25 protein-coding genes are annotated in these 24,988 nt (G+C 66.5%); 9 read left to right on the top strand and 16 right to left on the bottom strand.

Annotated features, from left to right (window positions below; all coding sequences use genetic code 11):
* A partial coding sequence (gene radC / locus GEV05_04470; protein MPZ42655.1) for a DNA repair protein RadC occupies positions 1-666 on the bottom strand: 666 nt, incomplete at its 3' end.
* Between the two features lie 198 nt (positions 667-864).
* Between radC and coaBC the strand changes: the two genes are divergently transcribed.
* From coaBC to GEV05_04455, 3 genes are read left to right on the top strand one after another with little or no spacing between them, the layout of a single operon-like run.
* Positions 865-2,067 (top strand): bifunctional phosphopantothenoylcysteine decarboxylase/phosphopantothenate--cysteine ligase CoaBC, encoded by a 1,203-nt coding sequence (gene coaBC, locus GEV05_04465; protein ID MPZ42654.1) that lies wholly within the window; start codon positions 865-867, stop codon positions 2,065-2,067.
* Positions 2,064-2,525 (top strand): dUTP diphosphatase, encoded by a 462-nt coding sequence (locus tag GEV05_04460; GenBank protein MPZ42653.1) that lies wholly within the window; start codon positions 2,064-2,066, stop codon positions 2,523-2,525. The genes coaBC and GEV05_04460 overlap by 4 nt, the downstream gene beginning before the upstream one ends.
* Positions 2,526-2,527: 2 nt before the next feature.
* The gene (locus GEV05_04455; protein MPZ42652.1) at positions 2,528-2,938 is read left to right on the top strand and encodes a cobalamin biosynthesis protein CbiX; all 411 of its coding nucleotides are present in this window, start codon (positions 2,528-2,530) and stop codon (positions 2,936-2,938) included.
* 30 nt (positions 2,939-2,968) lie between these two features.
* Here GEV05_04455 and GEV05_04450 read toward each other — a convergent pair whose 3' ends face one another.
* Entirely contained in the window at positions 2,969-3,964 is a 996-nt protein-coding gene (locus GEV05_04450) for a tripartite tricarboxylate transporter substrate binding protein (GenBank protein MPZ42651.1), read from the bottom strand.
* A gap of 182 nt (positions 3,965-4,146) precedes the next feature.
* Here GEV05_04450 and GEV05_04445 point away from each other — a divergent pair, with 182 nt between their 5' ends.
* Entirely contained in the window at positions 4,147-4,605 is a 459-nt protein-coding gene (locus tag GEV05_04445; GenBank protein ID MPZ42650.1) for a DUF192 domain-containing protein, read from the top strand.
* 88 nt (positions 4,606-4,693) lie between these two features.
* Here the strand turns inward: GEV05_04445 and GEV05_04440 are convergent, their stop codons facing one another.
* The 6 genes from GEV05_04440 to GEV05_04415 form a co-directional block, all read right to left on the bottom strand.
* Positions 4,694-5,278 carry a superoxide dismutase [Fe] gene (locus GEV05_04440; GenBank protein MPZ42649.1) on the bottom strand — a complete coding sequence of 195 codons (585 nt, stop codon included), beginning with the start codon at positions 5,276-5,278 and terminating at the stop codon, positions 4,694-4,696.
* A 128-nt stretch (positions 5,279-5,406) separates the two neighbouring features.
* Positions 5,407-6,174, bottom strand: coding sequence for a SpoIIE family protein phosphatase (locus GEV05_04435; GenBank protein MPZ42648.1), 768 nt, complete (start codon positions 6,172-6,174; stop codon positions 5,407-5,409).
* Between the two features lie 37 nt (positions 6,175-6,211).
* On the bottom strand, positions 6,212-7,186 hold the full coding sequence (gene ybiB, locus GEV05_04430; protein MPZ42647.1) for a DNA-binding protein YbiB: 975 nt from the start codon (positions 7,184-7,186) through the stop codon (positions 6,212-6,214).
* Between the two features lie 250 nt (positions 7,187-7,436).
* Positions 7,437-8,351 (bottom strand): NAD-dependent epimerase/dehydratase family protein, encoded by a 915-nt coding sequence (locus tag GEV05_04425; GenBank protein ID MPZ42646.1) that lies wholly within the window; start codon positions 8,349-8,351, stop codon positions 7,437-7,439.
* 31 nt (positions 8,352-8,382) lie between these two features.
* A complete protein-coding gene (locus GEV05_04420) occupies positions 8,383-8,697 on the bottom strand; it encodes a DUF2007 domain-containing protein (protein MPZ42645.1) in 315 nt (104 codons plus the stop codon).
* A gap of 15 nt (positions 8,698-8,712) precedes the next feature.
* The gene (locus GEV05_04415; protein ID MPZ42644.1) at positions 8,713-8,898 is read right to left on the bottom strand and encodes a hypothetical protein; all 186 of its coding nucleotides are present in this window, start codon (positions 8,896-8,898) and stop codon (positions 8,713-8,715) included.
* A 225-nt stretch (positions 8,899-9,123) separates the two neighbouring features.
* Here GEV05_04415 and mscL point away from each other — a divergent pair, with 225 nt between their 5' ends.
* Positions 9,124-9,537 (top strand): large conductance mechanosensitive channel protein MscL, encoded by a 414-nt coding sequence (gene mscL / locus GEV05_04410; protein ID MPZ42643.1) that lies wholly within the window; start codon positions 9,124-9,126, stop codon positions 9,535-9,537.
* A gap of 82 nt (positions 9,538-9,619) precedes the next feature.
* Here the strand turns inward: mscL and GEV05_04405 are convergent, their stop codons facing one another.
* From GEV05_04405 to GEV05_04395, 3 genes are all read right to left on the bottom strand, one after another.
* Positions 9,620-10,255 carry a hypothetical protein gene (locus tag GEV05_04405; GenBank protein MPZ42642.1) on the bottom strand — a complete coding sequence of 212 codons (636 nt, stop codon included), beginning with the start codon at positions 10,253-10,255 and terminating at the stop codon, positions 9,620-9,622.
* A gap of 348 nt (positions 10,256-10,603) precedes the next feature.
* Entirely contained in the window at positions 10,604-11,548 is a 945-nt protein-coding gene (locus GEV05_04400) for an acetoin utilization protein AcuC (GenBank protein ID MPZ42641.1), read from the bottom strand.
* Between the two features lie 50 nt (positions 11,549-11,598).
* Positions 11,599-12,906, bottom strand: a complete 1,308-nt coding sequence (locus GEV05_04395) for a PA0069 family radical SAM protein (protein ID MPZ42640.1) — start codon at positions 12,904-12,906, stop codon at positions 11,599-11,601.
* Positions 12,907-13,907: 1,001 nt separating this feature from the next.
* Here GEV05_04395 and GEV05_04390 point away from each other — a divergent pair.
* Together GEV05_04390 and GEV05_04385 are read left to right on the top strand one after the other, a co-directional pair.
* Positions 13,908-14,744 carry an N-acetylmuramoyl-L-alanine amidase gene (locus tag GEV05_04390; GenBank protein ID MPZ42639.1) on the top strand — a complete coding sequence of 279 codons (837 nt, stop codon included), beginning with the start codon at positions 13,908-13,910 and terminating at the stop codon, positions 14,742-14,744.
* A 79-nt stretch (positions 14,745-14,823) separates the two neighbouring features.
* Complete coding sequence (locus tag GEV05_04385) at positions 14,824-15,411, top strand: cupin domain-containing protein (protein MPZ42638.1); 588 nt, start codon at positions 14,824-14,826, stop codon at positions 15,409-15,411.
* A gap of 170 nt (positions 15,412-15,581) precedes the next feature.
* On the opposite strand, the gene GEV05_04380 is transcribed toward GEV05_04385, so the two are convergent.
* Entirely contained in the window at positions 15,582-16,574 is a 993-nt protein-coding gene (locus tag GEV05_04380) for a DUF2520 domain-containing protein (protein ID MPZ42637.1), read from the bottom strand.
* On the opposite strand from GEV05_04380, the gene msrA reads away from it, so the two are divergent.
* Positions 16,543-17,202, top strand: a complete 660-nt coding sequence (gene msrA, locus GEV05_04375) for a peptide-methionine (S)-S-oxide reductase MsrA (GenBank protein MPZ42636.1) — start codon at positions 16,543-16,545, stop codon at positions 17,200-17,202. The two genes, GEV05_04380 and msrA, sit on opposite strands and share 32 nt — an antisense overlap.
* 13 nt (positions 17,203-17,215) lie before the next feature.
* Here the strand turns inward: msrA and GEV05_04370 are convergent, their stop codons facing one another.
* The 4 genes from GEV05_04370 to GEV05_04355 form a co-directional block, all read right to left on the bottom strand.
* Complete coding sequence (locus GEV05_04370) at positions 17,216-19,288, bottom strand: M1 family peptidase (GenBank protein ID MPZ42635.1); 2,073 nt, start codon at positions 19,286-19,288, stop codon at positions 17,216-17,218.
* 20 nt (positions 19,289-19,308) lie between these two features.
* Positions 19,309-20,196: a signal protein PDZ gene (locus GEV05_04365; GenBank protein MPZ42634.1), complete on the bottom strand. Its 888-nt coding sequence runs from the start codon at positions 20,194-20,196 to the stop codon at positions 19,309-19,311.
* 151 nt (positions 20,197-20,347) lie between these two features.
* Positions 20,348-21,544, bottom strand: a complete 1,197-nt coding sequence (locus tag GEV05_04360) for an NnrS family protein (protein MPZ42633.1) — start codon at positions 21,542-21,544, stop codon at positions 20,348-20,350.
* 53 nt (positions 21,545-21,597) lie between these two features.
* A complete protein-coding gene (locus GEV05_04355; protein ID MPZ42632.1) occupies positions 21,598-22,602 on the bottom strand; it encodes a tripartite tricarboxylate transporter substrate binding protein in 1,005 nt (334 codons plus the stop codon).
* A 125-nt stretch (positions 22,603-22,727) separates the two neighbouring features.
* Between GEV05_04355 and GEV05_04350 the strand changes: the two genes are divergently transcribed.
* Positions 22,728-24,839: a CoA-binding protein gene (locus tag GEV05_04350; protein MPZ42631.1), complete on the top strand. Its 2,112-nt coding sequence runs from the start codon at positions 22,728-22,730 to the stop codon at positions 24,837-24,839.
* Positions 24,840-24,988: the final 149 nt, after the last annotated feature.

Here is a 24,988-nt window from a genome sequence, read left to right as displayed (position 1 = left end):
TCCACGTTCCGCGAACGAAATCGCGGCATTGCCCGCGATCACGAAGTGGTCGAGCACCCGCACGTCCACCAGCGCTAAGGCCTGGCGCAACGCCCGTGTGAGCGCTTCGTCGGCGTGGCTCGGCTCGGCCACGCCGGACGGATGGTTGTGCGCCAGTATCATGGCGGCTGCATTGCGGGCGAGCGCGCTCTTGACCACTTCTCGCGGGTAGACACTGGTCTGGGTCAGCGTGCCTCGGAACAGTTCCTCGTCGCCGATCACCCGGTTCTGCGCATCGAGGTACAGGCCGACGAACACCTCGTGCGGCAGGTCGCGCAGCTTCAGGCGCAGGAAGTCGCGCACCGCCCCGGGCGAGACCAGTGCATCGCGCCGCGCCATCTCTTCGCGCAAGGTTCGACGCACGAGCTCCATCATCGCACTCATCTGGCAGAAACGGGAGATGCCGAAACCGCGCTGCTCGCATAGCACCGCGCGCTCGGCCGCGAGTATGGCGGAGAGGCTGCCGAAGCGTCCGAGCAGATCGCGTGCGACATCGACCGCTGTCTTGCCGCGCACGCCGGTGCGTAGAAAGACGGCGAGCAGCTCCGCATCCGACAGCGGCTGCGCGCCGCAGCGCAGAAGGCGCTCTCGCGGGCGCTCGGCTCTCGGCCAATCGCTAATTGACATACGCCTTCCCGTTCGTTCGCTCCAGCGCGACCGCGAGTCTGCCATCGTGGCCGGGGTTGCGCGCTCGCCCACAAGGCCTATGCCGGATACCCTGGCCGGACGCTCGAAAGCAAGGCTCGTCCGGCGCGTCCGGTCCGCCCAGTGGGCTTGCGCTTCCTGGTTTACACTCACGCATCGCTTCTTCGTACGCGACACATCATGCCCGCACGACCGAAACCTCGCCTGCTGCTCGGGCTCTCCGGCGGTATCGCGGCCTACAAGGCGGCCGAGCTCACCCGCCTGTTCGTGCAGGAGGGCATCGACGTCCAGGTCGTCATGACCGAGGCCGCATGCGGCTTCATCACGCCGGTGTCCATGCAGGCGCTCTCGGGCAAGCCTGTTTACAAGGATATGTGGGACGCGCGCATCGGCGACAACATGGCGCATATCGACCTGTCGCGCGACCGCGATGCGATCGTCATCGCACCGGCAAGCGCCGATCTGCTCGCCAAGCTTGCCCATGGACTGGCCGACGACCTGCTGTCGACGCTGTGCCTGGCGCGCGATTGCCCGCTGTTCGTGGCCCCGGCGATGAACCGACAGATGTGGCAGAACGCGGCCACGCAACGCAACGTCGCCCAGTTGAAGAAGGACGGCGTCATCGTGCTCGGTCCGGCGAGCGGCGATCAGGCCTGCGGCGAGGTCGGCTTGGGCCGCATGCTGGAAGCGGCGGACATCTGCGAGGACGTGCTGACGGCGCTGATCGAGCCCAAGGCGCTGCGGGGCAAGCGGGTGCTGCTCACGGCCGGCCCGACCTTCGAGGCGATCGACGCAGTGCGGGGGATCACCAATCGCAGCTCGGGCAAGATGGGCTTCGCGGTCGCGCGCGCCGCGTGCGAGGCGGGTGCCGAAGTCACCATCGTGTGCGGACCGACCACGCTGGCGCCGCTGCGTTCGTGCACGGTCGTGCGCGTGGAAAGCGCCGAGCAGATGTTCGGCCAGGTCAAGGCGCATCTCGAAGGCTGCGATATCTTCATCGGGGTGGCCGCGGTGGCCGACTACCGCCCGGCAAGCGCAGCCGAGCACAAGATCAAGAAATCCGATCAGCGCATGACAGTCGAGCTTGTTCCGACCACCGACATTCTTGCCCACGTCGTAGGCCTGTCGAATCCACCCTTCTGCGTCGGCTTCGCCGCCGAGAGCCGCAACCTGGAGGAATACGCGCAGGACAAGCGGCACCGCAAGCGCATTCCGCTGCTGGCCGCGAACCTGGTGCAGGACGCGATCGGCGCCGACGACAACGAGCTGGTCCTGTTCGACGACTCGGGACGCCACGTGCTGGCGCGCGCACCGAAGCTCGAGCAGGCTCGGCAGCTTATTGCGCGGGTGGCCGAGCTCACCGCCAAGGGCGCCAAACGATGACGGCGACCGCACCGCGCTGCATCGACGTGAAGGTTCTGGATGCGCGTCTGCACGAGCAGTTGCCGCACTACGCCACCCCGGGTTCGGCGGGGCTCGACCTGCGCGCCTGCCTGGAAAAGCCGCTCGAGTTGAAGCCGGGTCAGACCGAGCTGATCCCTGCTGGCATCGCGATCCATATCGCCGACCCGGGGCTCGCCGCGATCATCCTGCCCCGCTCGGGCCTGGGCCACAAGCACGGCATCGTGCTCGGCAACCTGGTCGGCCTGATCGATTCCGACTACCAGGGGCAGATCTTCGTATCCACCTGGAATCGCGGCCAGGCGCCGTTCACCGTCGAGCCGATGGAGCGCCTGGCGCAGCTCGTGATCGTGCCGGTGGTGCAGGTCGGCTTCAACGTCGTGGACGAATTCGGCGCCAGCAGCCGCGGCGCGGGAGGCTTCGGCAGCACGGGCCGCTGACGATGGCAAGCGATACCGCCCTGGTGCTGTTTGCGCACGGCTCGCGCGATCCCGAGTGGGCGCGTCCGTTCGAGGCGCTGCGCGCCCGGCTCGAACGGCGCCTGCCCGATACGCCAGTCGTGCTGGCTTTTCTGGAACAGATGCAGCCCGGCCTGCCCGAGGTGATCGGCACGCTGGCCGACCAGAGCATCGAGCGTGTCACGGTGCTGCCGCTCTTCATGGCGCAAGGCCGCCACCTGCGCGAGGAGCTGCCGCGAATCATCGCCCGGGCCTGCGAAGACAATCCCGGCGTGCTGGTTCGAACCAGCGCGGCGGTGGGCGAGATCGAAAGCCTGTTGCAGGCGATCGCCGACTGGGCCGTCGCCGAACATGAGCGCACGCGCGCAGCCGATCTCGGCCATCCACTGGCGTGACGCCGAAGCGCAGCGAACGAGAAAGCGCTGTCAATCCACCCGGATGCCGACCTGCTTGATCAATTTCGCCCAGCGAGCGATGTCCTGGCGCACGATGGTCGTCATCTGCTCGGGTGTGGACGGCGCCGGAACGAAATACTGAGCGATCAGCTTCTCGCGCAACGCGGGCGCCGCAACGATGCGTACGATCTCGCGATTCAGCGTAGCGACGATCGGCTGCGGGATTCCGCTCGGGCCGAGCACCGCGAACCACTGATCGACGTCGTAGCCTTCCAGCCCAGCCTCGGCGACCGTGTGCAAATCGGGTTCGAGGGCGAAGCGCTTTCCGGACGTCACCGCAAGCGCGCGCAAGCGCCCCGCTCGCGCATGCGGCAGCACGTTCGGAACGGTATTGAAAATGACGGGCACCTGACCCGCCAGGCCATCGGCGAGCGCCGGTGCGCAGCCCTTGTACGGCACGTGGATCAGCTCGATCTTCGCCAGGAACTTGAGCAGCTCGCCGGAGAGATGCTGCGGCGTTCCGCTCCCGCACGACGAATAGGCGATTTTTCCAGGTCTCGTCCGCGCGGCTGCGATCAGCTCCTTGATCGAACCGACGGCGAGCGAAGGATGAACCGCAACGATGCCGGAGGTGGAGGCGACCCGTGCGATCGCGGTGAAGTCGCGCACCGAGTCGAACTTGAGCTTCGAGTACAAGCCGGCATTCATCGCGAAGGTGCTGTTCACCATGAGCAGCGTGTAACCGTCGGACGCGGAACGCGCGACGATCTCGGCGCCGATGTTGCCGCTCGCGCCCGGACGATTGTCGATCACCACCTGTTCGCGCCATATCTCGCCGAGCTGCACGCCCAGGATGCGCGCCAAGGTGTCGGTGCCGCCACCCGGAGGAAAGGTCACGACCAGCCGGATCGGCCGGTTCGGAAACGGACCTTCGGCGTGCCGCTCGAGCAAAGCGGCCGGCGCGCTCGCAGCCTGCACGAGCGCACAACACAGCAACAGGCTACCCAGCAGGTGTTTTTTCGGCATGATGAGCGAGCGGCCGGCAAAGCCGCCGTTGGGCCGTTAGGTCGATGCTTGCGGGGTCGACGCTTGCGTCGCCGAGGCGGCGATAGGATGCGCCACGATCCGCACGACTATAGCATGGCGAAGCGACGAGACAGCGGCGGCGGCTGTGGCAGAATCGCTCTACTTGCTTTCGTTCTGATGCCATGAAACCGCTTTCCAAGCGCATCGCCATGCTGCCCGCCCTGCTTGCTTTGGTTACCGCCGCGAGCCACGCAGCCGACAAGCTGCCCGTGATCGAACTGCGAATCGGCGAGCACAAGGTGAGCGCCGAAGTCGCGGCCACGGAACCCGCGCGCACGCTGGGTCTCATGCATCGCAAGCAGCCGCTCGCCGCCGATGCCGGGATGCTGTTCGTGTTCACCGCACCCGGTTTCCACGGCATGTGGATGCGCAACACCTATATCCCGCTGTCGGTCGCATTCATCGACGAGCGCGGCGTCGTTCTCAACATCGCCGACATGATGCCGCTCACCACCGACTCCCATACCGCGGCCGGGTTCGCCCTTTATGCCCTGGAGATGAACCAGGGCTGGTTCGCCGCGCGCGGCATTCGTGCAGGCGCCAAGGTGCTCGGGCTCGAAGCCGCAGCGAAGCCGAAGTAATCGCCGCCACGCGCCAATCGCAAACGATAAAGGGGCCAGGCTCGATCTCGATTGATCGAGCCTGGCCCCTTTTTCTGTTGCGTGACGGTCAGGCGAAATTCTTGGCCGCGAAATCCCAGTTCGCAAGGCTGGCAAGAAAGGTCTCGACGAACTTGGGCCGCGCGTTGCGATAGTCGATGTAGTAGGCATGTTCCCACACGTCGATCGTCAGCAGCGCCTTGTCGCTGGTGCTGAGCGGGGTGCCGGCATTGCTGGTGTTGACGATATCGACCGAGCCGTCGCCCTTCTTCACCAGCCACGTCCAGCCCGAGCCGAAGTTGCCCACGGCCGAGGCCTGGAACTGCTTCTTGAAATCGTCCAGGGAACCCCACTTCTTGTCGATCGCCTGCGCCAGCGCGCCGCCCGGCGCACCGCCGCCGCCCGGCTTCATGCAGCGCCAGAAGAACGTGTGGTTCCAGACCTGCGCAGCGTTGTTGAAGACTCCACCCGGAGGCGCTTTCTTGACGATCTCCTCCAGGGTCATCTTGTCGTACTCGGTGTTCGGGATGAGATTGTTCAGGTTGGTGACGTACGCCTGATGATGCTTGCCATAGTGGAACTCGAGCGTTTCCTTGGATACGTGCGGGGCGAGCGCATCCATGGCGTAGGGCAGAGGCGGAAGCTCGTGCTTCATCTTGTCTTCTCCTGTTGGCGCGAATGGTACAGAGCATTCTAGCCAAACGCCTGGGGCACAACAACCGCGCGCGCCCACGGATCCTGGCTGCAAGTCGAACCATCACGCCACACGCGCCAGCGGCGCCTTCAGGCCGCTACGCTTTCCGCGATGGCGCGCACTTCCACCACGGCCGCGGTCGCATCGTTGTGCCCGTAGTAGCTGCGCTGTCTTTCCGCCGAGCGCTGAACCAGCGCTTCCGCCATGGCTTCGGGCTCGCTCGCCGCGGCCAGCACCGCGCGCAATCCCGTCTCGCCGAGGACCTCCCATACGCCGTCGGTGACCATGAGGAACCGGTCGCCGGGTTGCACGGCATCCGAGAAACAATCGACCACCAGATGCTGGTCCAGGCCCACCGCGCGACGCAGCACGTGCCGCATGTCGGCACGCGGCCACACATGATCGGTCGTAAGGCACTCGCAATGCCCGCCGCGCAGGCGATAGATGCGGCTGTCGCCGACATGGCCGGCGTAAAACTGCGCGCCGTGCAGCACCAGAACCGAGAGAGTCGAGAGCATGCACTCGGATTCGGCCGCACGCGCGTTGTGGGAGGCGATCCAGGCATTGAGCGCACCGATGATGCGATCCAGGCGCCGGGCTATGTCCCAGGCGAGCGGCGTGGCGTAGAAATCGGACAGCACGGTGCGCACGCAGGTCTCGGCAGCACGCCGTCCGCCGCCGCCGCTTACGCCGTCGGCAATGGCGAACACCAGCCCGCGCGCTTCCCAGTCCTCCAGAGACGGACAGGCCAGGTCGAAAAAATCTTCGCTCACGTCCTTGCCGCAGGCACGACCCGAATAGCCGATGGCGATGAGGCTTTCGCCCGCCGACAGCCGCTCCTGGTACGAATCCTTCATGGCATCACGGGCTCGCGGCTCACTTGCGATCTCGAATTCAAGCGACGTGGCGTCGGGTCGTGGCGACCGCAGCCAGCGCCTTGGCCTGATTGAAATCGTCGCAATAGCCCACGGCGTGCAGGCAGGCCGCCAGCTGATTGACGATCGGTGTAGGCACCGCGCGCACGCCGTCGCACGCTTGTCGTAGCCAGGCGGCGGTCGAGCGCACATCGAGCGCGGCGGGAAGTGCGGCTGCGCGGCGCGCTTGCGGCTCGGCCGCGTCGAACAGGATGCGCTGCTCGCCCGATTCCCAGTATTCCATGCGGGGGCGCCTGAACGGATTGGCGAACGCCTCGCCCTCGGTGGCACGCAGCAGCAGCACGCGTGTTCGGTTGGTTGCAACACTGCCGCGCATCAGCTCGATCTCGTCGTCGCTATCAGCCCCCGCAATGACCAGCGCACCGCAGTCGAACGGATCGATCAGGCGTGCGGCGGTGACGAGCAACGGCAGCGGACCGAGACGAGGCCGCAGCGCCAGCAACGCGGCGAGACCCGGCGCAGCCAATGCATCCGGAACGAACGCGAGGCGCCGGGTCGCGAGCTCCTCGGCCACCTGAGGCGCCTGCGCACAAGGCATGATCCCGAGCTCGCGCAATACCAGGGCGGTGGACACACCCTGATCCGCGTGCAGCGGTCCGTGCATCAACACCGGCACGTCGAAGCGGGCCAGCAGCAGTCCGAGCAGCGGCGCCAGGTTCGGCATGTTGGTCGCTCCGCCGTAGCAACCGATCACGACCGGCCGGTGTCTATCGTCGCCGCGCCAGCGCGTCACCCGCGTGTCGAGCGCAGCAAGCAGCGAGCGCAGTAGGTGGCCGGAAGCGAACGGCCTGCGCACCGTGGCAAGCAGCGCGCCGAGCTCGACATCCGGGATTCCCCCGTCGAGCAGTGCGCCTGCAAGCAGCTCCAGCTCGTGCTGCGGAATCAGCGCGCCCTGGCCATCGAGCAATAGCAGGTACTCGGCGTACGACTTCATTCGGCTGCAACTCAGCGGTGGATGAGCGGGCTGGCAGCAAGCGTCGTGCCATCTTCGTGCGGCATCGAATCACGCGCTCGGCCTGGGCGCGATTCGCCTGAGTGCAGCCAATCGCGGCGGCGCCGGATGTGCATCAAGACACGACGGCGCCAGCGCGATCGCACGGCGGCGACATTCGGGTGCACGCTCGCGCCTGGTCGCATCGAATTGGTGCGGCCGTGCGACCGCCGCCGTCGCCCCTCGGCGTGCGCTAAGGCTTGGCGGCGAGCAACTGCCTGAGCCCGTCCACCAGAACGGTCGCCGGCACGAAGCCGAGGATTTTGCGCATCTGCTCCGGGCGCATCGCAGAATCACGAATGTCGCCGGGCACGGGCGGATCGAAGCGCACCTGCGGCGTTCGACCCGCGCAGCGCCCCAGCGCCTCGATCAACTGCAGCAAGCTCACGCTCGTGCCCGTGCCCACGTTCAGCACGCCATCGTAGGACGATTTCAGCGCCGCGACGTTGGCGCGAGCGACATCGCCGACGTAGACGAAGTCGCGGGTCTGGCGGCCGTCGCCGAATACCGTGAGCGGGCTATCGGCGCCGATGCAAGCGGCAAAGCGGCTGATCACGCCGGCATACGGCGAAGCCGGGTCCTGGCGCGGGCCATACACGTTGAAATAGCGCATGCCCAGCAGACTCACCCCGTACAGATTGCGATAGAGCGCGGCGTACTGATCGTCGATCGACTTCTCCAGGCCGTAGGGCGAGGTCGGCCGGCAAGGTGCGCCCTCGTCCAGCGGCAGCGTTTCCGGCGCCCCATACACCGCGGCGCTGGACGCATACACCAGGCGCACGCGACCGGCGCTGCGCGCGGCCTCGGCGACGTTGAGAAAGCCCGCGATGTTATGGCTCGCCGAATGCGCAGGATCTTCGAGCGATGCGCGCACGGAGACTTGTGCAGCCAAGTGCAGCACGTGGGTAGCGCCCTCGAGCGCGCGCCGAACGGTCGCAGCATCGCGGATGTCGCCCTCGATCCATTCGACGCGCTCGTGCTCGGGAACATTGGCACGCTTGCCCGTGCTGAGATTGTCGAGCACGGTGACGCGAGCGCCCTCTGCGAGCAATGCCTCGACGCTATGCGAGCCGATGAATCCGGCGCCGCCCGTAACCAATACGTGCATGGGATTTTCTGCCATCGGTGGATTCAGCGCACTACGCAGGCGCCGTCGGCGCAGCGCAGTTCCAGCAGATCTCGAACCCGGCCGGATTTTCCTCGCCGCACGCTGGACACGGCCTGGGCGGCGCGGCCGGCAGCGGGCGCTCGAAGCCTTCGAATACCTGCCGCGCCGTGCTCAGATCGCGTGCATTCGCGAGCCAGATCTCCGGATAGACCTGCGCGAACGGAATCTCGCCCAGCCCGCCCGCCGCATTGGCGTTAAGGATGTGTGCTTCGATGCCGCTCGCGCGCAACAAGCCGAGCAGAATATGCGCGTCCTGCAAGTTCGCGGCCGTGTACGCCTTGATCATCCGGCCTTCCGCCGATCAGCCCTTGAGACACTCGCTCATGAACTGCTTGCGCTCTTCACCCTTCTTGTCGCCAGCGCGCTGATTGCACTCCGTCATGCGCATCTGCTGCGCGCTCGGCGCCTTGTCGGTCTTCGGATCGGCCGCCACGGCGAGCGGCGTGACGGTGCACGCGAGCAGCAGTGCAGCGAAGGTGCGTCTCATCGCAATCTCCCATCGACGTATCGCAGAGAAACCCGAGCCCCCGCGTACGCGTAGCATTGCATGCACACCCGGAGGCGTCAATCGAACGGCGCACAGCGCGGCATTGCAGGCATCCAGTCCGAATAGCCTGCGACAAGACAGCAAAGGTCGAACGGGTTATGCTTTCGGCGCGCCGAGGAGGATGCTGCCGGGCTGCCACCTTCAACAAGCACACGCAGGAGACCTATGGCGATCATTCAGGAGTTCAGGGAATTCGCGATCAAGGGCAACATGGTGGATCTTGCGGTAGCCGTCATCATCGGCGCCGCTTTCGGCAAGATCATCGACTCGCTGGTGAAAGACATCATCATGCCGCTGATCGGGTTGCTTCTGGGCGGCGTGGATTTCAAGCACCTGTTCATCACGCTGGGCTCCGCCAGCTATGCCACGCTGGCCGAAGCGGAGAAAGCGGGCGCCGCAGTGCTGCGCTACGGCACATTCCTGCAGACGCTGGTCGATTTCCTGATCATCGCCTGGGTGATCTTCCTCGTCATCAAGGCGATCAATCGCATGAAGCGCGAGCAGCCGCCCGCGCCGGCTGCGCCGCCCGAGGAAGTCGTGCTGCTCAGGGAGATTCGCGACGCGGTGCGCAAGCCCTGACGCGGATACTTCATCACGCGGACTACTTCATCAGCCGGGCCTGACGCGGCAGGCTGGCGCGATCGAGAAAGCGAAATTCGATTCAGGCGGCAGCGATGCCGCAACCCTCGCCGCTCCGAGGATGCGCGTTGCTGTAGCGGCGAAACGCCGCCAGCAGCTCGCGCATGTCGCGTGTGCCCTGGCCGGCGCCGATGGCAGCCTCCACGCTGTCGACGAATGATTCCAGCCCGCGCAGCAAGGGCTGCTCCTCCAGTCCGATGAGCGCGATCAGCAACTCCGTCAACGCGATCAGGCCGCCGGAGCTCAGCCGGCGCACCGCGCTGAAGTCGATCACCGCGCCGCCCGGCGAAGCGCAGGCGCTGCGGATCATGTCGAGCTTGGGAAGGTCGTCGAAATTCACCTTGACCGGCAGGACGAAGCTCACCGGCGGCTGGTCGAGCCGCAGCGGGCTGCCGAACCGGGCGAGGTGCTTGCGCACCAAGTCGTTGTAATCGGCGATGCGCTCGTGGGCGAGGTAGACGCCGGCGAGGATGCGCCACAGGCGGGGGTCGGTCGAGCCGAACTCGACTTTCAGCGCGATGGAATCGACCAGGATCTCGATCTGGCGCAGGATACGCTCGGTCGGGTCGGCCGCTTCGTTGGTTTCGGCACCGCGCATGACCACGGTATCCGTGAAGTCGAGATCGGACAGCTCCAACTCGCTCAGCTTTGCCGGCATGACGCATTCCTCCAGGCACGGCTTTCGATCAGACCGAAGGGGCGCGGCATCGAACCGCTCCGGTACGATCCCCGCTTCCGAGTCTCGCGATCGCACCGCCACCAGCGACCGCGAGTTACCCGATCTACGGCAGCGGAAGGGAAAGCCTTGAACCCGATTGTAGGAGCGGCACCCATTCGAAGGGCCGCCGGCCACCGGCCAATCCCGGCCGCTCGTCTCGGGGTGGCGTGACCGAGGTCACGCGCTACGCCATCGTCGTACCGGGTTTGTTCTATTCAGGGACCTGCCCGCCTGCGGGCAGGTCCCTGGGTAGGGTTGGGGCCAAGGGCTTGCCCGCAAGACTTTGAGTCAGACCTCCAGAAAGGCCTGCAGCACGCCGTTCCAGCCGAGCGCGAGGTTGCGCCGGTTATAGCCGCCGCCGCCGAAACCCATGATGCGGCCTTCGGCGCACTCCTCGGCGAGCGCGCATAGATCGCGGGCGACCCGCTCATGCGCCAGCGGCGAGAGGTTGAGCATCGCCAGCGGATCGCCGGCGATGCTGTCGGCACCGCATTGCAGGATGATGAACTGGGGTGCGAATCCGCGCAGGAACGCAGCCGCCCGCGTCCACTCCTCGAAGAAGACTTCGTCGGCGCTGCCGGGCGCCAGCGCAATATTGAGCTTGCTGCCCTTGGCCGCGCCCTTGCCCGATTCGTGCGCGTGCCCGGTGCCGGGATAGAGCGTGCGCCCATCCTGATGGGTATCGACGATGATGACATCGGGATCCGATTCGTAAGCGTAGAACACGCCGTCGCCATGGTGGACGTCGATGTCGACATAGGCCACGCGCCGGATGCCGTATTCAGCGCGCAGCGTCTCGATCACGATGCCGGTGTCGTTGAAGATGCAAAACCCCGCAGCCGCATTGCGGCGTGCATGATGCAAGCCGCCGATCGGCTGGAAGCTGCGACGCACTTCGCCGTCCATGATCCGGCGCAGTCCCGCCAGCGCCGATCCGGCCACGTGCGATACGGCTTCGAACGCACCGGGGAAAGCCGGCGTATCGCCGTAGTCGAAAAACCCTTCGCCGCGGTCCGAAGTCGCTTCGACGAAGCGCACGAATTCCGGATCGCAGAAGCGCTCCAACTGCGCGCGGGTCGCCGCCACCGGCTCGCAAATCTGTGCGCGCCGGTCGAGACTGCGTGCACACGTTTCGGCCCAGAACGCCTCCTGCCGATCCGGCCCGAACGGGTGACCGTGAGGAAAGCCGTAACGGCCGAGCATTTCTCCGACATACAGCGCGACGGGCTTCATGGCATCCTCCAGGCAGGGCGGGATTCGCAGTCGCGAGGTTTGCACGCCGCTCAAAACAGCGCAAGCTGACCGCCCGGATCGGGTGGCCGAAACTGCGTCGCATCGATACCGGCGTAGCGCTCATCGCGGTTGAAGCCGAGCCGGCGGCACGCCAGGCGGAAGCGGGTGGCGAGCAGCTCGGCGAGCTCACCCGAGCCGCGCATGCGACTGTGGAAATCGGGGTCGTTGTCGCGCCCGCCGCGCATCGCCTGCACCCGGCTCATCACGTGGGCCGCCTTCAGCGGATAGTGATGCTCGAGCCAGGCACGAAACAGATCCTTGATCTCATAAGGCAAACGCATTAGCACGTAAGAGGCCCGCCGCGCTCCGGCTTCGTGCGCCGCTTCCAGCACGCGCTCGATCTGGTCGTCGGTCAAAAACGGGATGATGGGCGCGACCAGAACGCCGACCGGAATGCCGGCCGCGCTGAGACGCCGGATCGCTTCCAGGCGGCGGGCGGGCGCGGAGCAACGCGGCTCGAGCCGGCGCGCGAGGTCGTTGTCGAGATTGTTGATGGAAACGAACACCTCGACCAGGTTGCGGCTCGCCATCGGCGCCAGCAGGTCGATGTCGCGCTCGACCAGTGCGTTCTTGGTCACGATGGCGAGGGGGTGGTGGTGCGCGTGCAGCACCTCGATCACCGAGCGCGTGATGCGATAGCGGCGCTCGATCGGCTGATACGGATCGGTATTGGCGCCGAGCGCGATCAGCTCGCAGCGATAGCCGGGGCGCCCCAATTCCTCGCGCAGAACCTCGGCGGCATTGATCTTGGCGAACAGCCGCGTCTCGAAATCCAGGCCGGGCGACAGGTTGAGGTAGGCATGGCTCGGACGGGCGTAGCAGTTGTGGCTGACGACGCCGTTGGCCATGAAATCTTCGCTATCGGTCGTAATGTCGTACAAGCGCATTGCCCTGCCGAGCGGCTCGACACGGACGACCCGCAAGCGCGCTTGGCTCTTCACGGCCTGGCCAGCGATATCGCGTTTGCGCAGGATTGCCGGGTCAAACGTATGAAAGAAGCGTAGATGCTCCGCCACCCCCCCTCTTATGCGGACCACATGTACCGGTTTCCTGTGCTGATACGGCACGATTTCTCGAGCGTAGGAGAACGCGAATGTCTCCAGCGCCGAACATATATGTGCAAGGATTTCCGGGTCGGTATTCGATACCCTCCAAATACCCTGGCTGTAACTTCCCTCGGCGTCGAAGATGCCCGCAAGAAAGCCCGCACTCCATGCGCGCAATGGCGCCGTGGGCCATGCAATCAACGTTCTGATCGCTTCAACACTCGCGCGGGCATGGGTGCGCACCGCATGCATGGCGCGACGCCCGGCGCTGGCCTGCACAAACAAGAATGGCTCGGTATCGATCTGCCAGTCACGCAGGTACTCGCGTGTCCGCAGCAATGCCTCCATGTCGCACAGTGCCAAGCGGAACTGATGCTGGTCGCCGTTCGAACGGCCTATCCGCACATATTGATACGACGCAAGCAAGCCATCCCCGCGAATCATGCCGCACAGATAACCGATACGGTAATCCGCATTCTGGGCGACCGGCTCGGCGAAGCGGCCGGTCCCCATGAGTTTGTTGCTCGTGGTGAGATGCGGCCGTTGCAAGCCCGGTGCCGCCGCGTCGGCCACGAACTTCCAACCGCGTTCTGTCAGAAACCGATGGTCCGCGCCAGCAATCAACGCGGTTCCATCTTCCAGTTCGATGCGGTACGCAGGTTTGACGACACTCCAGTGCGCCAGTACGCGCGCTCGAACGTAGCGCCGATACCAGCCTTGCCGAGCCGTCCCGTAGATCGCATCCCCCGTACGCACCTCTTTCATCGGTCGCGTCGTCCCGTCCGCCATCAGCACAGGGGTATCGCCCCCTACGCAGTAGGTGCAACCATGCTCGCAGCCGCGATAGGGATTGATCGACTGCGAGAACGGCACGTCGGGCGATTGGTTGCGGGAGATGATGCTCTTGACCCGCTCTTCGGTAACGACTGTCTCGAGTTTTCGTTCCAGCGGTTCCTGGAACCAGCCGTCGTCCTCGCCTGCGTGCGAGCGGGTTTCGAAGCGACCTTCCGGATTGATGGTCGCGCCGCGGCCCTTGGTGGGACCGCCGTGATCGCCGGCACGGGTCTTGAGCGGCATGGCCTTGCACCGAAGTCCTGTATGGATATACACACGTTAACCCAGCGCCATTCTCGGCGCAAGACCAGCGCAATGCCCGGCCAGCACCGCCGCCTTGCATCCGAGAGATTCGTTGCCGGGAGTGGCGGGCGGGCGCGCTGCCGCTGAGTCGATGCCGGTCGTCAGCCCCGCACGGCATGCCTTGCCCGCACCGTCTTGTACACTCCGGGAACAAGAAATCGCATCCGGTCATGTTGCCGCCATTGCTATCAACCCCTTCACGGCATGCACCGCTCGAACGCGTGGTCGCCTGGGCGCTCGCCGTACTGCTTACGGCGTGCGCGCCGACGCCGGAGCGCCGGGGCGCGCCCGCCGCCGAGTGGTTGCCTTCGCCCAATTTCAACGAACGCCGCCCGACCTACGTGGTGTTGCATCACACCAGTAACGACACGGTCGAGCGCGCCTTGCGCACGCTGACCGATCCAGTGCGTGAAGTAAGCGCGCATTACGTCATCGCCCGCGACGGCAAGGTGTTTCAGCTCGTGGACGAGCGCTATCGCGCCTGGCATGCCGGGCGTTCGCAATGGGGCTCGGATTTCGACCTCAACTCCTCGTCGATCGGCATCGAGCTCGACAACAGCGGCGACGAGCCCTATCCCCAGGCACAGATCGACTCGCTGGTGCGCCTGCTTGCCGACATCCAGGCGCGCTATCGCATCCCGGCGCCCAATTTTCTCGGCCATGCCGACGTCTCACCCGGGCGCAAGGTCGACCCGAGCGCCTGGTTCCCGTGGCGCCTGCTGGCGCGATACGGTTTCGGCTTGTGGTGCGATCCGCCATTTGCGCCGGCGCCCGCGAGCTTCGATCCGATGCTGGGCCTGGCCACGCTCGGATATGACACGCGCAATGCCGCAGCCGCCATCCACGCCTACAAGCTGCGGTTCGCGCCGAACGATCCGGGCCCGATCCTGACGCAAGACGATAGCGAGCGGCTGTACTGCCTGCTCGCGCGCCGCGCCGAAGCTTTGCCATGACGCTGTTGCCATGACACTTGTTAGCCCTGCTCCGCAGCGCTAGCATCAGATCGAGCACTTCGGACAAAGGAGGAGCGGCATGAAATCGATCAAGGTCACCCCGGAGGCAATGAGCCGCAGAATCGCGCGCTTCCCGGATCTCAAGTCCTACCAGTACCAGCAGGAGGCGGCCAACGCCATCCCGATGGAAGTCATGGAGCAAATCGCGGCGCACCGGGTCTATCCCCTGATGGTGCCCGAAAGCTACACCGGGCGCAGCGCCCAGGCCCCGATCAAGAGTGCGCCGGGGCTGGTGCTGTCGATCGCCGAATGCCCGCCCGGCGACGGACCCGCAATGCATATCCATGAGCAGACCATCGAGAACTTCTTCTGCCTGAGCGGACGCTTCGAGATCGCATGGGGTGACCCGGGTGAAGAGCACGCGGTCGTGCTCGAGCCGCTCGACTTCATTTCCGTGCCGCCCGGCGTGCCACGCAAGTTCACCAACATCTCCGCCACCGAAACTGGGCGCCTGTTCGTGATCATCCACGTCCAGACCGAGCAGCAGGGCGATCGCATCGCCTACCAGCCGGAGCTGCGCGAGGAAATCCAGCGCAAGCATGGCCAGCGCACGGTGGAGGCGCTGGACCGGATCGGCATCAAGTTCGATGCCGGCATCGACGCCTAGTGTCCTGAGTCAGTAGTTCGTCACCCCCGCGAACGCGGGGGTCCAGGCGGAGTCTCGTTCTGGATTCCCGCTTGCGCGGGAATGACGAATTACGACGAATTTACGATTCACCCACACTGGCAGGAATTCCGCCCCGATTTGCGCTTCGCGCAGCTCGAGTTTGATCCCGGTCATTCGCGCAGTGCGCGCGCGACCCGCGCCAGGTTACGCGGCTCGGTCGATCCCTGACTGCGCGCGAGGTCCAGAGCGAGGCGGCCGAGCTCGCGGTACAGCGTAGCCAGGTGCCGGTCGCGCCCCCGCAGCGCTTCCAGCTGACGCACGACGATGGCATCGTCGCCGCGTGCGATCGGACCGGTCAGCGCCCGCACCGTGCCCACCCGGAAGACGTTGTCCACGGTCTCTCGCACGAGCGGTTCCATCAACTTGTAGGACCATTCCAGCCGGATGCCGGCCGCCTCGTAGCAGCGCAGCCCCGCTTCCATCAGTGCGCAGAGATAGTTGCACACGACCACGCTGCCGGCGTGGTAGAGCACTTTGTTGCGCGACTCGATCTCGAACACGCGCGCGCCCGCCTTGCGCAATGCCACGCGCAGGATCTTGAGCGCTTTCTTGTCGCCTTCGAGCGCCACGTAGGTCCCCGGAAAAGAGCCCGCGGCGTAACCGGGGTCGGCGAAGGTCTTCAGCGGGTGGAAGCTGCCCGCATGCGCGCCGAATTCGATCGCCGCCACCATGTCCAACGACGAGGTTGCGCCGCTCATGTGCACGACCACGTTGCCCTTGGCAAGACGGTTTTCCGTCACCAGCTGGCTCGCCGTCTCGACGATGGCGCGGTCGGGCGTGGCGACGAGCCAGACCTGCGCCGGGCGCATTTGCGAGAGCCGCCGTACCGGCTCGCCGGCATCGGCGAACTGCGCGCAGGCACGCGCGGCCGCGAAGTTGAGATCGTACAGATCCTGTACCACGAAGGCGTGCGCCTGGTGGAACAAGCGGGCGAAAGTGCGTCCCGCGCGCCCGCAGCCCACGATGTTCAACGTTCTCATCGATACCTCCTCTTGCGTTGCAACCGGTGTAATGTAACGCTGCTGAGTACGACTACGAAGTTCGCCACTTCTCACCATGCCGGGAGATCGCATGCTGCGCCGCTCATGCCTGCTGCTCGTCATCGCCGCCGCTACTGTGCTGTCCGGTTCGGCGTACTTCTCGAAGGCGGCATCCGCCCAGACCAAGTCCGCCGAAGGGCTCCAGACCAAGCCTGCCAGCGGGCTCGAGACCGCGATTTTCGCGGGTGGCTGCTTCTGGTGCATGGAGCCGCCCTACGACGCCTTGCCCGGTGTCGTCTCCACCACCTCGGGCTACATCGGCGGGCACACCAAGAACCCGACCTATCAGCAGGTGTCCGCCGGAACCACGGGGCATACCGAAGCGGTGCAGATCGTGTTCGACCCAAGCAAAGTGAGCTACCAGAAGCTGCTCGAAGTATTCTGGCGCAACATCGATCCAACCACGCCGAATGCGCAGTTCTGCGATCACGGCTCGCAGTACCGCAGCGGGATCTTCTACCTCAACGAAGAGCAGCATCGACTCGCAGTCGCGTCGCGCAGCCAGATCGAGCGCACGAAGCCGTTTCGCGAGCCGATCGTCACCGAGATCACCCGCGCGACCACGTTCTATTCCGCCGAGGACTATCACCAGGACTACTACAAGAAGAATCCGCTGCGCTACAAGTTCTACCGCTCGGGCTGCGGTCGCGACAACCGGCTGGAACAGCTCTGGGGCAAGTCAGGCCATTGAGCGACACGACACTTCAGTCGGTCACGGGATAGCGGCGAGACTGCGCTGGCCATAGCCCGCGCGCACTGGAGCGCGCTCCATCGAATACGGCATAGCTCTGCCCGCCCAGGTGCGGCAGCGGGCGCGCCAGCGCCGTAAGCTGGCGCGCATCGGCCGCGGCCACTACGGCATACGGCTGCCCATCGGGCGTGCGCCAGGCGTAAGCCAGCGCGCTGCCGGCCTCGGCGCCGGGGACGCTCCGCTCTGGTAGCTCCAGGCGCTCGAGGAGTCGTTTTACTTCGGCGTGCATTCCCACGATCAGCAGCGGCGTGTCAACTGCCGTGGCGCCCGGATCGAGCAGCTTCACCCCGGATTCGAGCGCGGCTTTCGCCACCGAGAGCGCCGCCTCGCGTGCGGTCTTGTCGGGAGCCGCGACTGCGACGCGCGTGTGCGGGTCGAGCAGCACCTGGCGCAATGTCGGCGCGATCCCTTCCGGATGCAGGCGGCGGAACACGCGCATATCGGGATCGATCTCGACGAAAAGCGCGCGTGCCGGCAGCGCGATGTCGGCGCGCACCTGCGGCCCCCGCATCTCGACGGCCGCGTCGATGCTCCCGTGTTCGTGATGGATGCGCAGCGGTACGCGCAGCCGAAAGATAGCGCCCTGCTGCCGCACGACAATGGAAACCCGGTGCTGGCCCGAGGCGAGCGAACGCCTGGCATCGGTCACCTCCAGAAGCGGCGCACCGGGCCGCTCCACCCATTGCTCGAAGAAGCCGCTCAGGTCGATGCGCGCTTGCGCCTCGAACGCACGCTGCAGGTCCTGCCAGCCGGCGGTGCGCAACCGATGCTCGCGCCAGAAAGCCTGCAGGCCGGCGCGAAACGCTCCATCACCGATCCGGTCGCGCAGCATCAGGAACACGAATGCCGTCTTGTTGTATCCGACCGCCTGATCGGCACCGTGACGGCGCGAAACGAATTGCGCCAGCGGCCTGTCGCGCTCGGGGGCCACGGCCGCATAGTCCCGCAGCCAGCGCAGGCGCATCGCTTTCGCCTGCGCTTCGCCGTGCTCCTCGCGATAGGCGTAATCCGCAAGCAGCGTGGTGAGCCCTTCGGCCCAGTTGCCGTGCGCAGAATCGGGCACCACGCCGTTACCCCACCAGTCGTGCAGCACTTCGTGGCGGAGCGAGGTCGCGCGTATGAACGGCAGGCGCAGCACCTGCCGCCCGAGATAGGCGAGCCCCGGCATTCCGAAGCCCGTGGGCAACGGGCTCGACACGATACTGTACGAAGCGAACGCGTAAGGTCCGATCTCGCGGTCGTAGTGGGTGAGATAGCGAGCCGCGGATTCGATGTATCCCGGCGCCAGTTCGGCCAGCTCCGGATGGAAATAGGTCCGGACGCGAACTTCGCGCCCCGACGCCAGCGCGAGCTTCTGCTCGCGGACGCTGTATGGCCCGGCCGCCAGATCGATCCCGGGCAGCGCATGGACCGATTCGAATATCGTCTCGTTGCCCGCACTGGAGTCCGCCTGCTGCACGAGCCTCCCGGGCATGACGGCGCGAAAGCCGCCTCGCGTCAGAACCTTGATCCGATACGTCAGCCGTTCGCCGCGCGCCTGCGGATACCACCCGGTGGCGGCCGGCAGAAGCGCGCCTTCGGGTCCGCACACGGGCTCCGCCAAACCCAACACCTGACGATGATCGAGCGCTTGCAGCGCGGCCAACTCCCCGGCATAGCGCACATGCACGGTCACCGCATGCTCCGGCGGCGCTCGCACCGGCCCGTGCACCGTCGTGCCGTCCGGCGTACGCTCAGCCGCCACGCGCTTGCCTTCGAGATCGAATCGCTGCACGCGAAAGTGCGGGTCGAGCCGAAACGCGAGCGTCCGGCCGGGCGGAATCGCGATCCATCCGTCGACCTGCAGCAGCCGCGTTTCGGGATCGAGCACGACATCGAGCTGGTAATGCGGCACGGCCGCGGCGGCGGGCCCGCAAGTCGATGCGAGCAAAGCCGCGACGACGATCAGCGAGCCGGCGCTACCCAGGCTGCATACGGCCGACGCTGTGAACGACAGTGCGCAATGCACAGCAATGCGAGAGCGCATGCGATCGGATCTGCCGCGCCTCAGCGGGCAGGAACCTGGGCGCCGGGCTCAGGCGCCACGCCGAACACCGCATGCGCGCTTCCGGGCCCGGGCGGCGTGCATTCGGGCGTGCGATCCCAGGGCAAGAGCACTGCGGTGGGTGAGATACCGAGCGCACGCAGCTGATGCGGCACGGCACCCGGCCCGGTATGGCCGCGGCCCATGATTGCAACCACCTGGCGCCCCGGATAGCGGCTGCGGCCAGCGCGAATCGCTTCGGCCATGGCCCGGTCCCACATCAGTTGCCCGGCGACGAAGCGCTGGAACTTCGGATCGTCGAGATCTCCGCTGTTTCCTTCGCCTTCGCCTTTGCCGTGCTGCGCATAGACCGCGTGCAGCTCGCGCAGATACTCCGGGCCCGCCGGCTCGGGGCGCCCGACGCCCTCACGCTGGCCCTCGGGAACGGCGTCCAGCCCCTCGCGGCCGATCCTGCGCACCAGCTCGCGCTCGACGTTCAAGGCGAGCATCGGAACGCGATGCATGCGCGCGAAATGGAATAGCGGCAGGTAGTATGCGGCGTCGAACCCCCAGACCTCGGACCAATGGCTGCGATCGAGAAACTCGCTTTCGCTCAGCTCCCCCGCGACCCAGCGATCGAGCACCTCCTGCACGCGCCGCGGGAACATCTCGAACCCGATCACCATGTCGGCGCGCTGCAGGTGCAGGGCCACGAGCGCATGCAGCTGCCAGCGATGATGCTCGACGCTGTCGTGCGACTCGCCCAGCAGCACGACCGGTTGCGACTGTGTTTGCAGAAATATCTCGCGCGCAGCGATTACCCGCATACCGCCTGGTGCGGGAATCGACCAGACACCCACGGGCACGCAGGCGTGAGCGGGCGAGACCGGTCCACAGGCAGCCGCGGCCATGACGGCTGCGCCGAGTCCGGTCCACGCAATTCTTCGCCGGACGCGACGCCTCGCGCGGCGGGTCAAAGCATTTGCGTTCAGCGCCACGAAGGTCTCCACAAGTTTCGCATCGAATTGCCCGGACAATAGCGCGCGCGCGGCGCGAAACAGGTCAGCCCGGTTGGCCGTCGACGCGCGCTCGGGTCAGGATCGGCCAGTAGACCACGCAGTAGATTGCGAATGCGGCTGACCACAGGACCGCCGAGGCGACCAGCGCAAACGCATAGGCCTGCGGCAGCAGCAAGGGAAGAAAAACCCGAATCGCGGCCGCCAGGTGCACCAATGTGTACGCAGTCACCTCGGCTGCTTCCGCCTCGAGCGGCCGGCCGGTGTGACCGCGGGCAGTGCGCGTCATCATGCCGATGATCATGCCGCCGACCGCGCCGATCCCGAGCGCGTGCATCGCGGCCGACGAAGAACCCGCAATGCCGGCAAGCGCTACAGCAAGCAGAAGCATGCCGAGCGCAATCCATGCGTACGACAGATGCAGAATCCAGAGGATGGGGCTCGAGCGCGTCGCCCATGGGTTCCAGGACCACAGTCGCACGGCGTGCGCCAGCGCGGTTGCGAAGGCGAGCAGCGCCACGATCGCATCCGGCAGCCCCGCGGTCCAGGCAACGAGCGTCGCCGCAAGTGTCGCCAGCGATGCGGCTTCGATGCCCGGCAGGCGGCGCATGCGAGCGGCCGGGATGGCGTTGCGGGTGAACGCAGGGATGACGCGCCCACCCATGATCGCGACCACCAGCACGACCAGCAGCAGCGCGGCATGCACCCAGACGATCGGCGCAAGCGTGATCGCTCCGGCGTGCGCGAGGTGGAATCCTGCGTTCAACGCCGCGAGCAGTAGCAGGATCGCGACGAAGAATTGATTGCGATTGCGCACGCGGCGCAGGGGCTGCCACAGAAACCAGACGATCGCCGGCAGGAACGCGATGTCTGCAATGGCGGCAGCCCAGCCCGGTCCGGTGAGCATGAAAATGCGTCCGAGCAGCCACAACGACGCCAAGGCGCCGAGTGTGCGTCCGGTCGGCGTCGGCAGCCCCGTCCAGTTGCGCACGGCGGTGAACAGGAACCCGGTAATGACCGCGACCGCGAAGCCGAACACCATCTCGTGCGTGTGCCATGCCATGGGCGCCACGAACCCGGCCTGCGGCAGGACGCCGAAAAACTGCGCGACCCAGACCGGCACGGCCGCGGCGGCGAGCAGCGCGGCGAGCAGAAAAAACGGGCGGAAGCCGAGTGCGAGCCACGCCATGCCGCCGTCGTCGGGGCGCCTGCGCGTCACGTGAGCCTGGGAACGGATACTCATTTATGCACCTTGCTCGGCAAAGCCATGGCGCGCGCCGCGCCGCAGTCGTCCATTCATTCGACGCGTGCGCCGGAAGCCGCGACGACCTTGCCCCAGCGCTCGGTCTCCGCGGCCAGGAACTGCGCGGCCTGCGCCGGCGTGCTGGTGAGCGGTTCGAACCCGAGCTTGCGCAAGCGGCCGCGGATCTCGCTCGATTGGGCGCTCGCCGTCAGCGCCGCGTTCAGGCGCTCGATGATCGAGCGCGATGTGCCCTCGGGCGCCATCACGATGTACCAGGTGCGGACCTGCAGCCAAGGATAGCCCGCCTCGGTCGCTGTCGGCACGTCGGGGAGCACCGCAACGCGCGTCGGTCCGAGCACGGCGAGCCCGCGCAGCTTCTGTTCGCGGATATGCGGGGCCACGGTGGCCACGCCCGCGATCACCATATCGACGTGACCGCCCAGCAGCGCGACGGTGGCCTGGTTCACGCCCCGGTGCGGCACGATCAGAATCCGCAGCCGGGTCGCGGTCAAAAACAGATGCGCACCCAGCTCGTTGCTCGTACCCGGTCCTCCCGTGCCGAAGGCGAGCTTGCCAGGTTGGGCGCGTGCGAGCTGGACCAGCTCCTTGACGCTCCGCGCCGGGACACTTCGTCGCACAGCGAGCAGGTTCGGAATATCGGCAACCAGCGCCACCGCTGTCAGATCGCGCAATGGATCGTAATTGAGCCTGCGATAGAGGCTGGGGCTGATGGCGAGCCCGGGCGAGCCGAGCAGCAACGTATAGCCGTCCGGCGCCGCGTGGGCGACAGCCTCGTTGCCGATGTTGCCGCCCGCGCCGGGCCGGTTCTCCGCGATCACCGGCTGGCCGAGCGCGTCGCTCAGCGTCTGCGTCACGATGCGGCCCAGCGTATCGGTGCCGCCGCCCGGCGGAAACGGCAGGACGAGGCGCAGCGCACGCACCGGGTACTCGGCCGGCGGGGTCGCCCGCACCGGGTGCTCTGCCGGTGGATTCGTTTGCGCGCATGTTGCTGCCGCATGCATGAGCACGGCGAGCAAGAGAAGTGACGGCGGACGCATGGGCTGTTTTGCAATTGTCGGCGCCGCGCGAAGCGGGCGCGCCCCTCGATTCTACCGCCGTGCTTTGCCGCGCACCGCGGCACGGGGATAATCGCATGCATCCCGATCGATTCTGCGACTGACCCATGACGCCATTCGAGCGCTTGTTCGACCCCCGCGGCATCGCCGTCATCGGCGCGAGCGCCGATCCCACGCGCGCCGGCGGCCAGACCGTCGACGCGCTCGCACGTCACGGCTTCCAGGGCGCGGTCTATCCGGTCAATCCGCGTTATCGCGAGATCGGCGCATGGCGCTGCTACGCGGCGCCCGAAGAAATCGAAGGCGCTGTCGATATCGTCGTCATCGCCTTGCCCGCGCCGCAGGTGCCCGACATGGTCGAACGTTGCGCACGCCTGGGGTTCGGCTACGGCGTCGTGCTGGGCGGGGGCTTTCGCGAGACCGGCGCCGAAGGCGCAAGTCGCGAGCGCGCGATGGTGCAGGCGGCCCGCGCGCACGGCATGCGGCTGATCGGGCCGAATTGCCTCGGCGTCGTCAGTACCGCCAACAGGGTCTACGCGGCATTCGGCAGTCTCGTGCGCGAACCGAAGCTCACGCCGGGCCCCGTATCCGCGGTGCTGCAAAGCGGCGGTTTCGGCAATAGTCTGGTCATCCGCTGCGCGCTGGCCGGCGTCGGGTTTCGCAACGTGGTGATGAGCGGCAACGAGGCCGACATCACCGCGCCGGAGCTGATCGACGCTTACGTCGACGATCCGCACACGCGCATCATCCTCGCCTACCTCGAAGGTATCGGTGACGGGCGTGCGTTCATGGCGGCGGCTCGACGCGCGCTCGCGGCAGGCAAGCCGGTGATCGCGTGGAAGGCGGGCAACACCCGGCAAGGCACGCGCGCGGCCGCATCGCACACGGCAAATCTCACTGGCAGTTACGATGTCTTCCGCGCAGCTTTCCGGCAGTGCGGCGTCATCGAGGTGCACGATGTGGACGAGGCGGCCGATTTCGCCTTGTCCCTGCTGGCAGGACGACGGGCGGGCGGACGCAATGTGGCGGTGATGGGCGGCTCGGGCGGCTCGGCGGTGGTGTTCTGCGATACCGCCGACGAAGTGGGTCTGACGCTCGCCGAACCGTCCGCGCAGACCATGGCGGTGCTGCGCGAAAACCTTCCCAACGTCGCGTCGCTGGTGAATCCGATCGACTACGCGGCAGGCTATCCGCGTCCCGGCGACGAACCGCGCCTCGCACGCGCGCTCGACGCCGTGCTGGCCGATCCGAATATCGATCAGCTGGGGCTGCTCTATGCCACGGTGCTCGGCGACACACTGAAGCTCGGTGCGGGCGTGCTGGCGGAAGCCGCAGCGAAATCGGACAAGCCTGTGCTTGCCTTCTCCGTCATGCCGCGCGAGCTTGCGGGGTCCGGACACGACATCCTGAAAGACGCAGGCATTGCGGTGCTCCCCTCGCCGGCACGCGTCGCGCGCGCGATGGGCATGCTCGCCGATTACGCCGAAGCGCTTGCGAGCCGCGAGCGTACCGACGAGATGCTGACGATCCCGGATCTGCCGACGTACGATCTGCCGGCCGGCGCGGTCACGCTGGACGAGCACGAAAGCAAGAGCCTCATGGCGCTGTTCGGCATCCCCGTCACGCGCGATGTGCTGCTCGAGCCGGATCGGCTCGCCGCGCCGGTGGTCGGACTGCGCTTCCCGCTCGCCGTCAAGGTGGTCGCGCGCGACATCGCGCACAAGACCGATATCGACGCGGTGCGCCTCGACGTGCGAGACCCGGCCGAGCTGGCGCAAGCGGCATCGGCGGTGCTCGCCAATGCGCGCGAGGCGCGGCCCGAGGCGCGCATCTCCGGTGTGCTTGCAGCCGAAATGGTCGACGATGGCATGGAGGCGATCGTCGGGGTGGTGAACGATGCTGCGTTCGGCCCCGTGGTCGCGCTGGGGTTGGGCGGCGTATTCGCCGAATCGCTGCGCGATGTCACCTTCCGCGTCGCCCCCTTCGGGTTGGATACGGCGCGGCGGATGATCGGCGAATTGCGCTCCGCCTCTATGTTCGAGGGCGTGCGCGGCAAGCCCGCGCGCGACGTGGAGGCGCTCGCGCAGGCCCTGGTGCGTGTCTCCTCCATGGCCTGGGTCCTGCGCGAGCGGATCGCCGAGATCGACATCAACCCGCTGCTGGTGCGAGCGCGCGGCGCCGGCGTGGTGGCCGCCGACGCACTGATCGTTCTGCGTTGATGCGGAGGGAGAGGGGAGCGCATTGCGAACGGTCAATAAGGGCGGCGAACGCCCTCAGCCCGGCGTGGTCGCGATTCAGCCGCGCGTTAACCACCCCGTCCGCGACATCGTCGCGTCCAGCCCCTCCTTGCCAGGAGGGGAACATGTTT

Source organism: Betaproteobacteria bacterium (assembly GCA_009377585.1).
Taxonomy (GTDB): domain Bacteria; phylum Pseudomonadota; class Gammaproteobacteria; order Burkholderiales; family WYBJ01; genus WYBJ01.
This window is presented reverse-complemented; position numbering and strand designations above follow the sequence as displayed.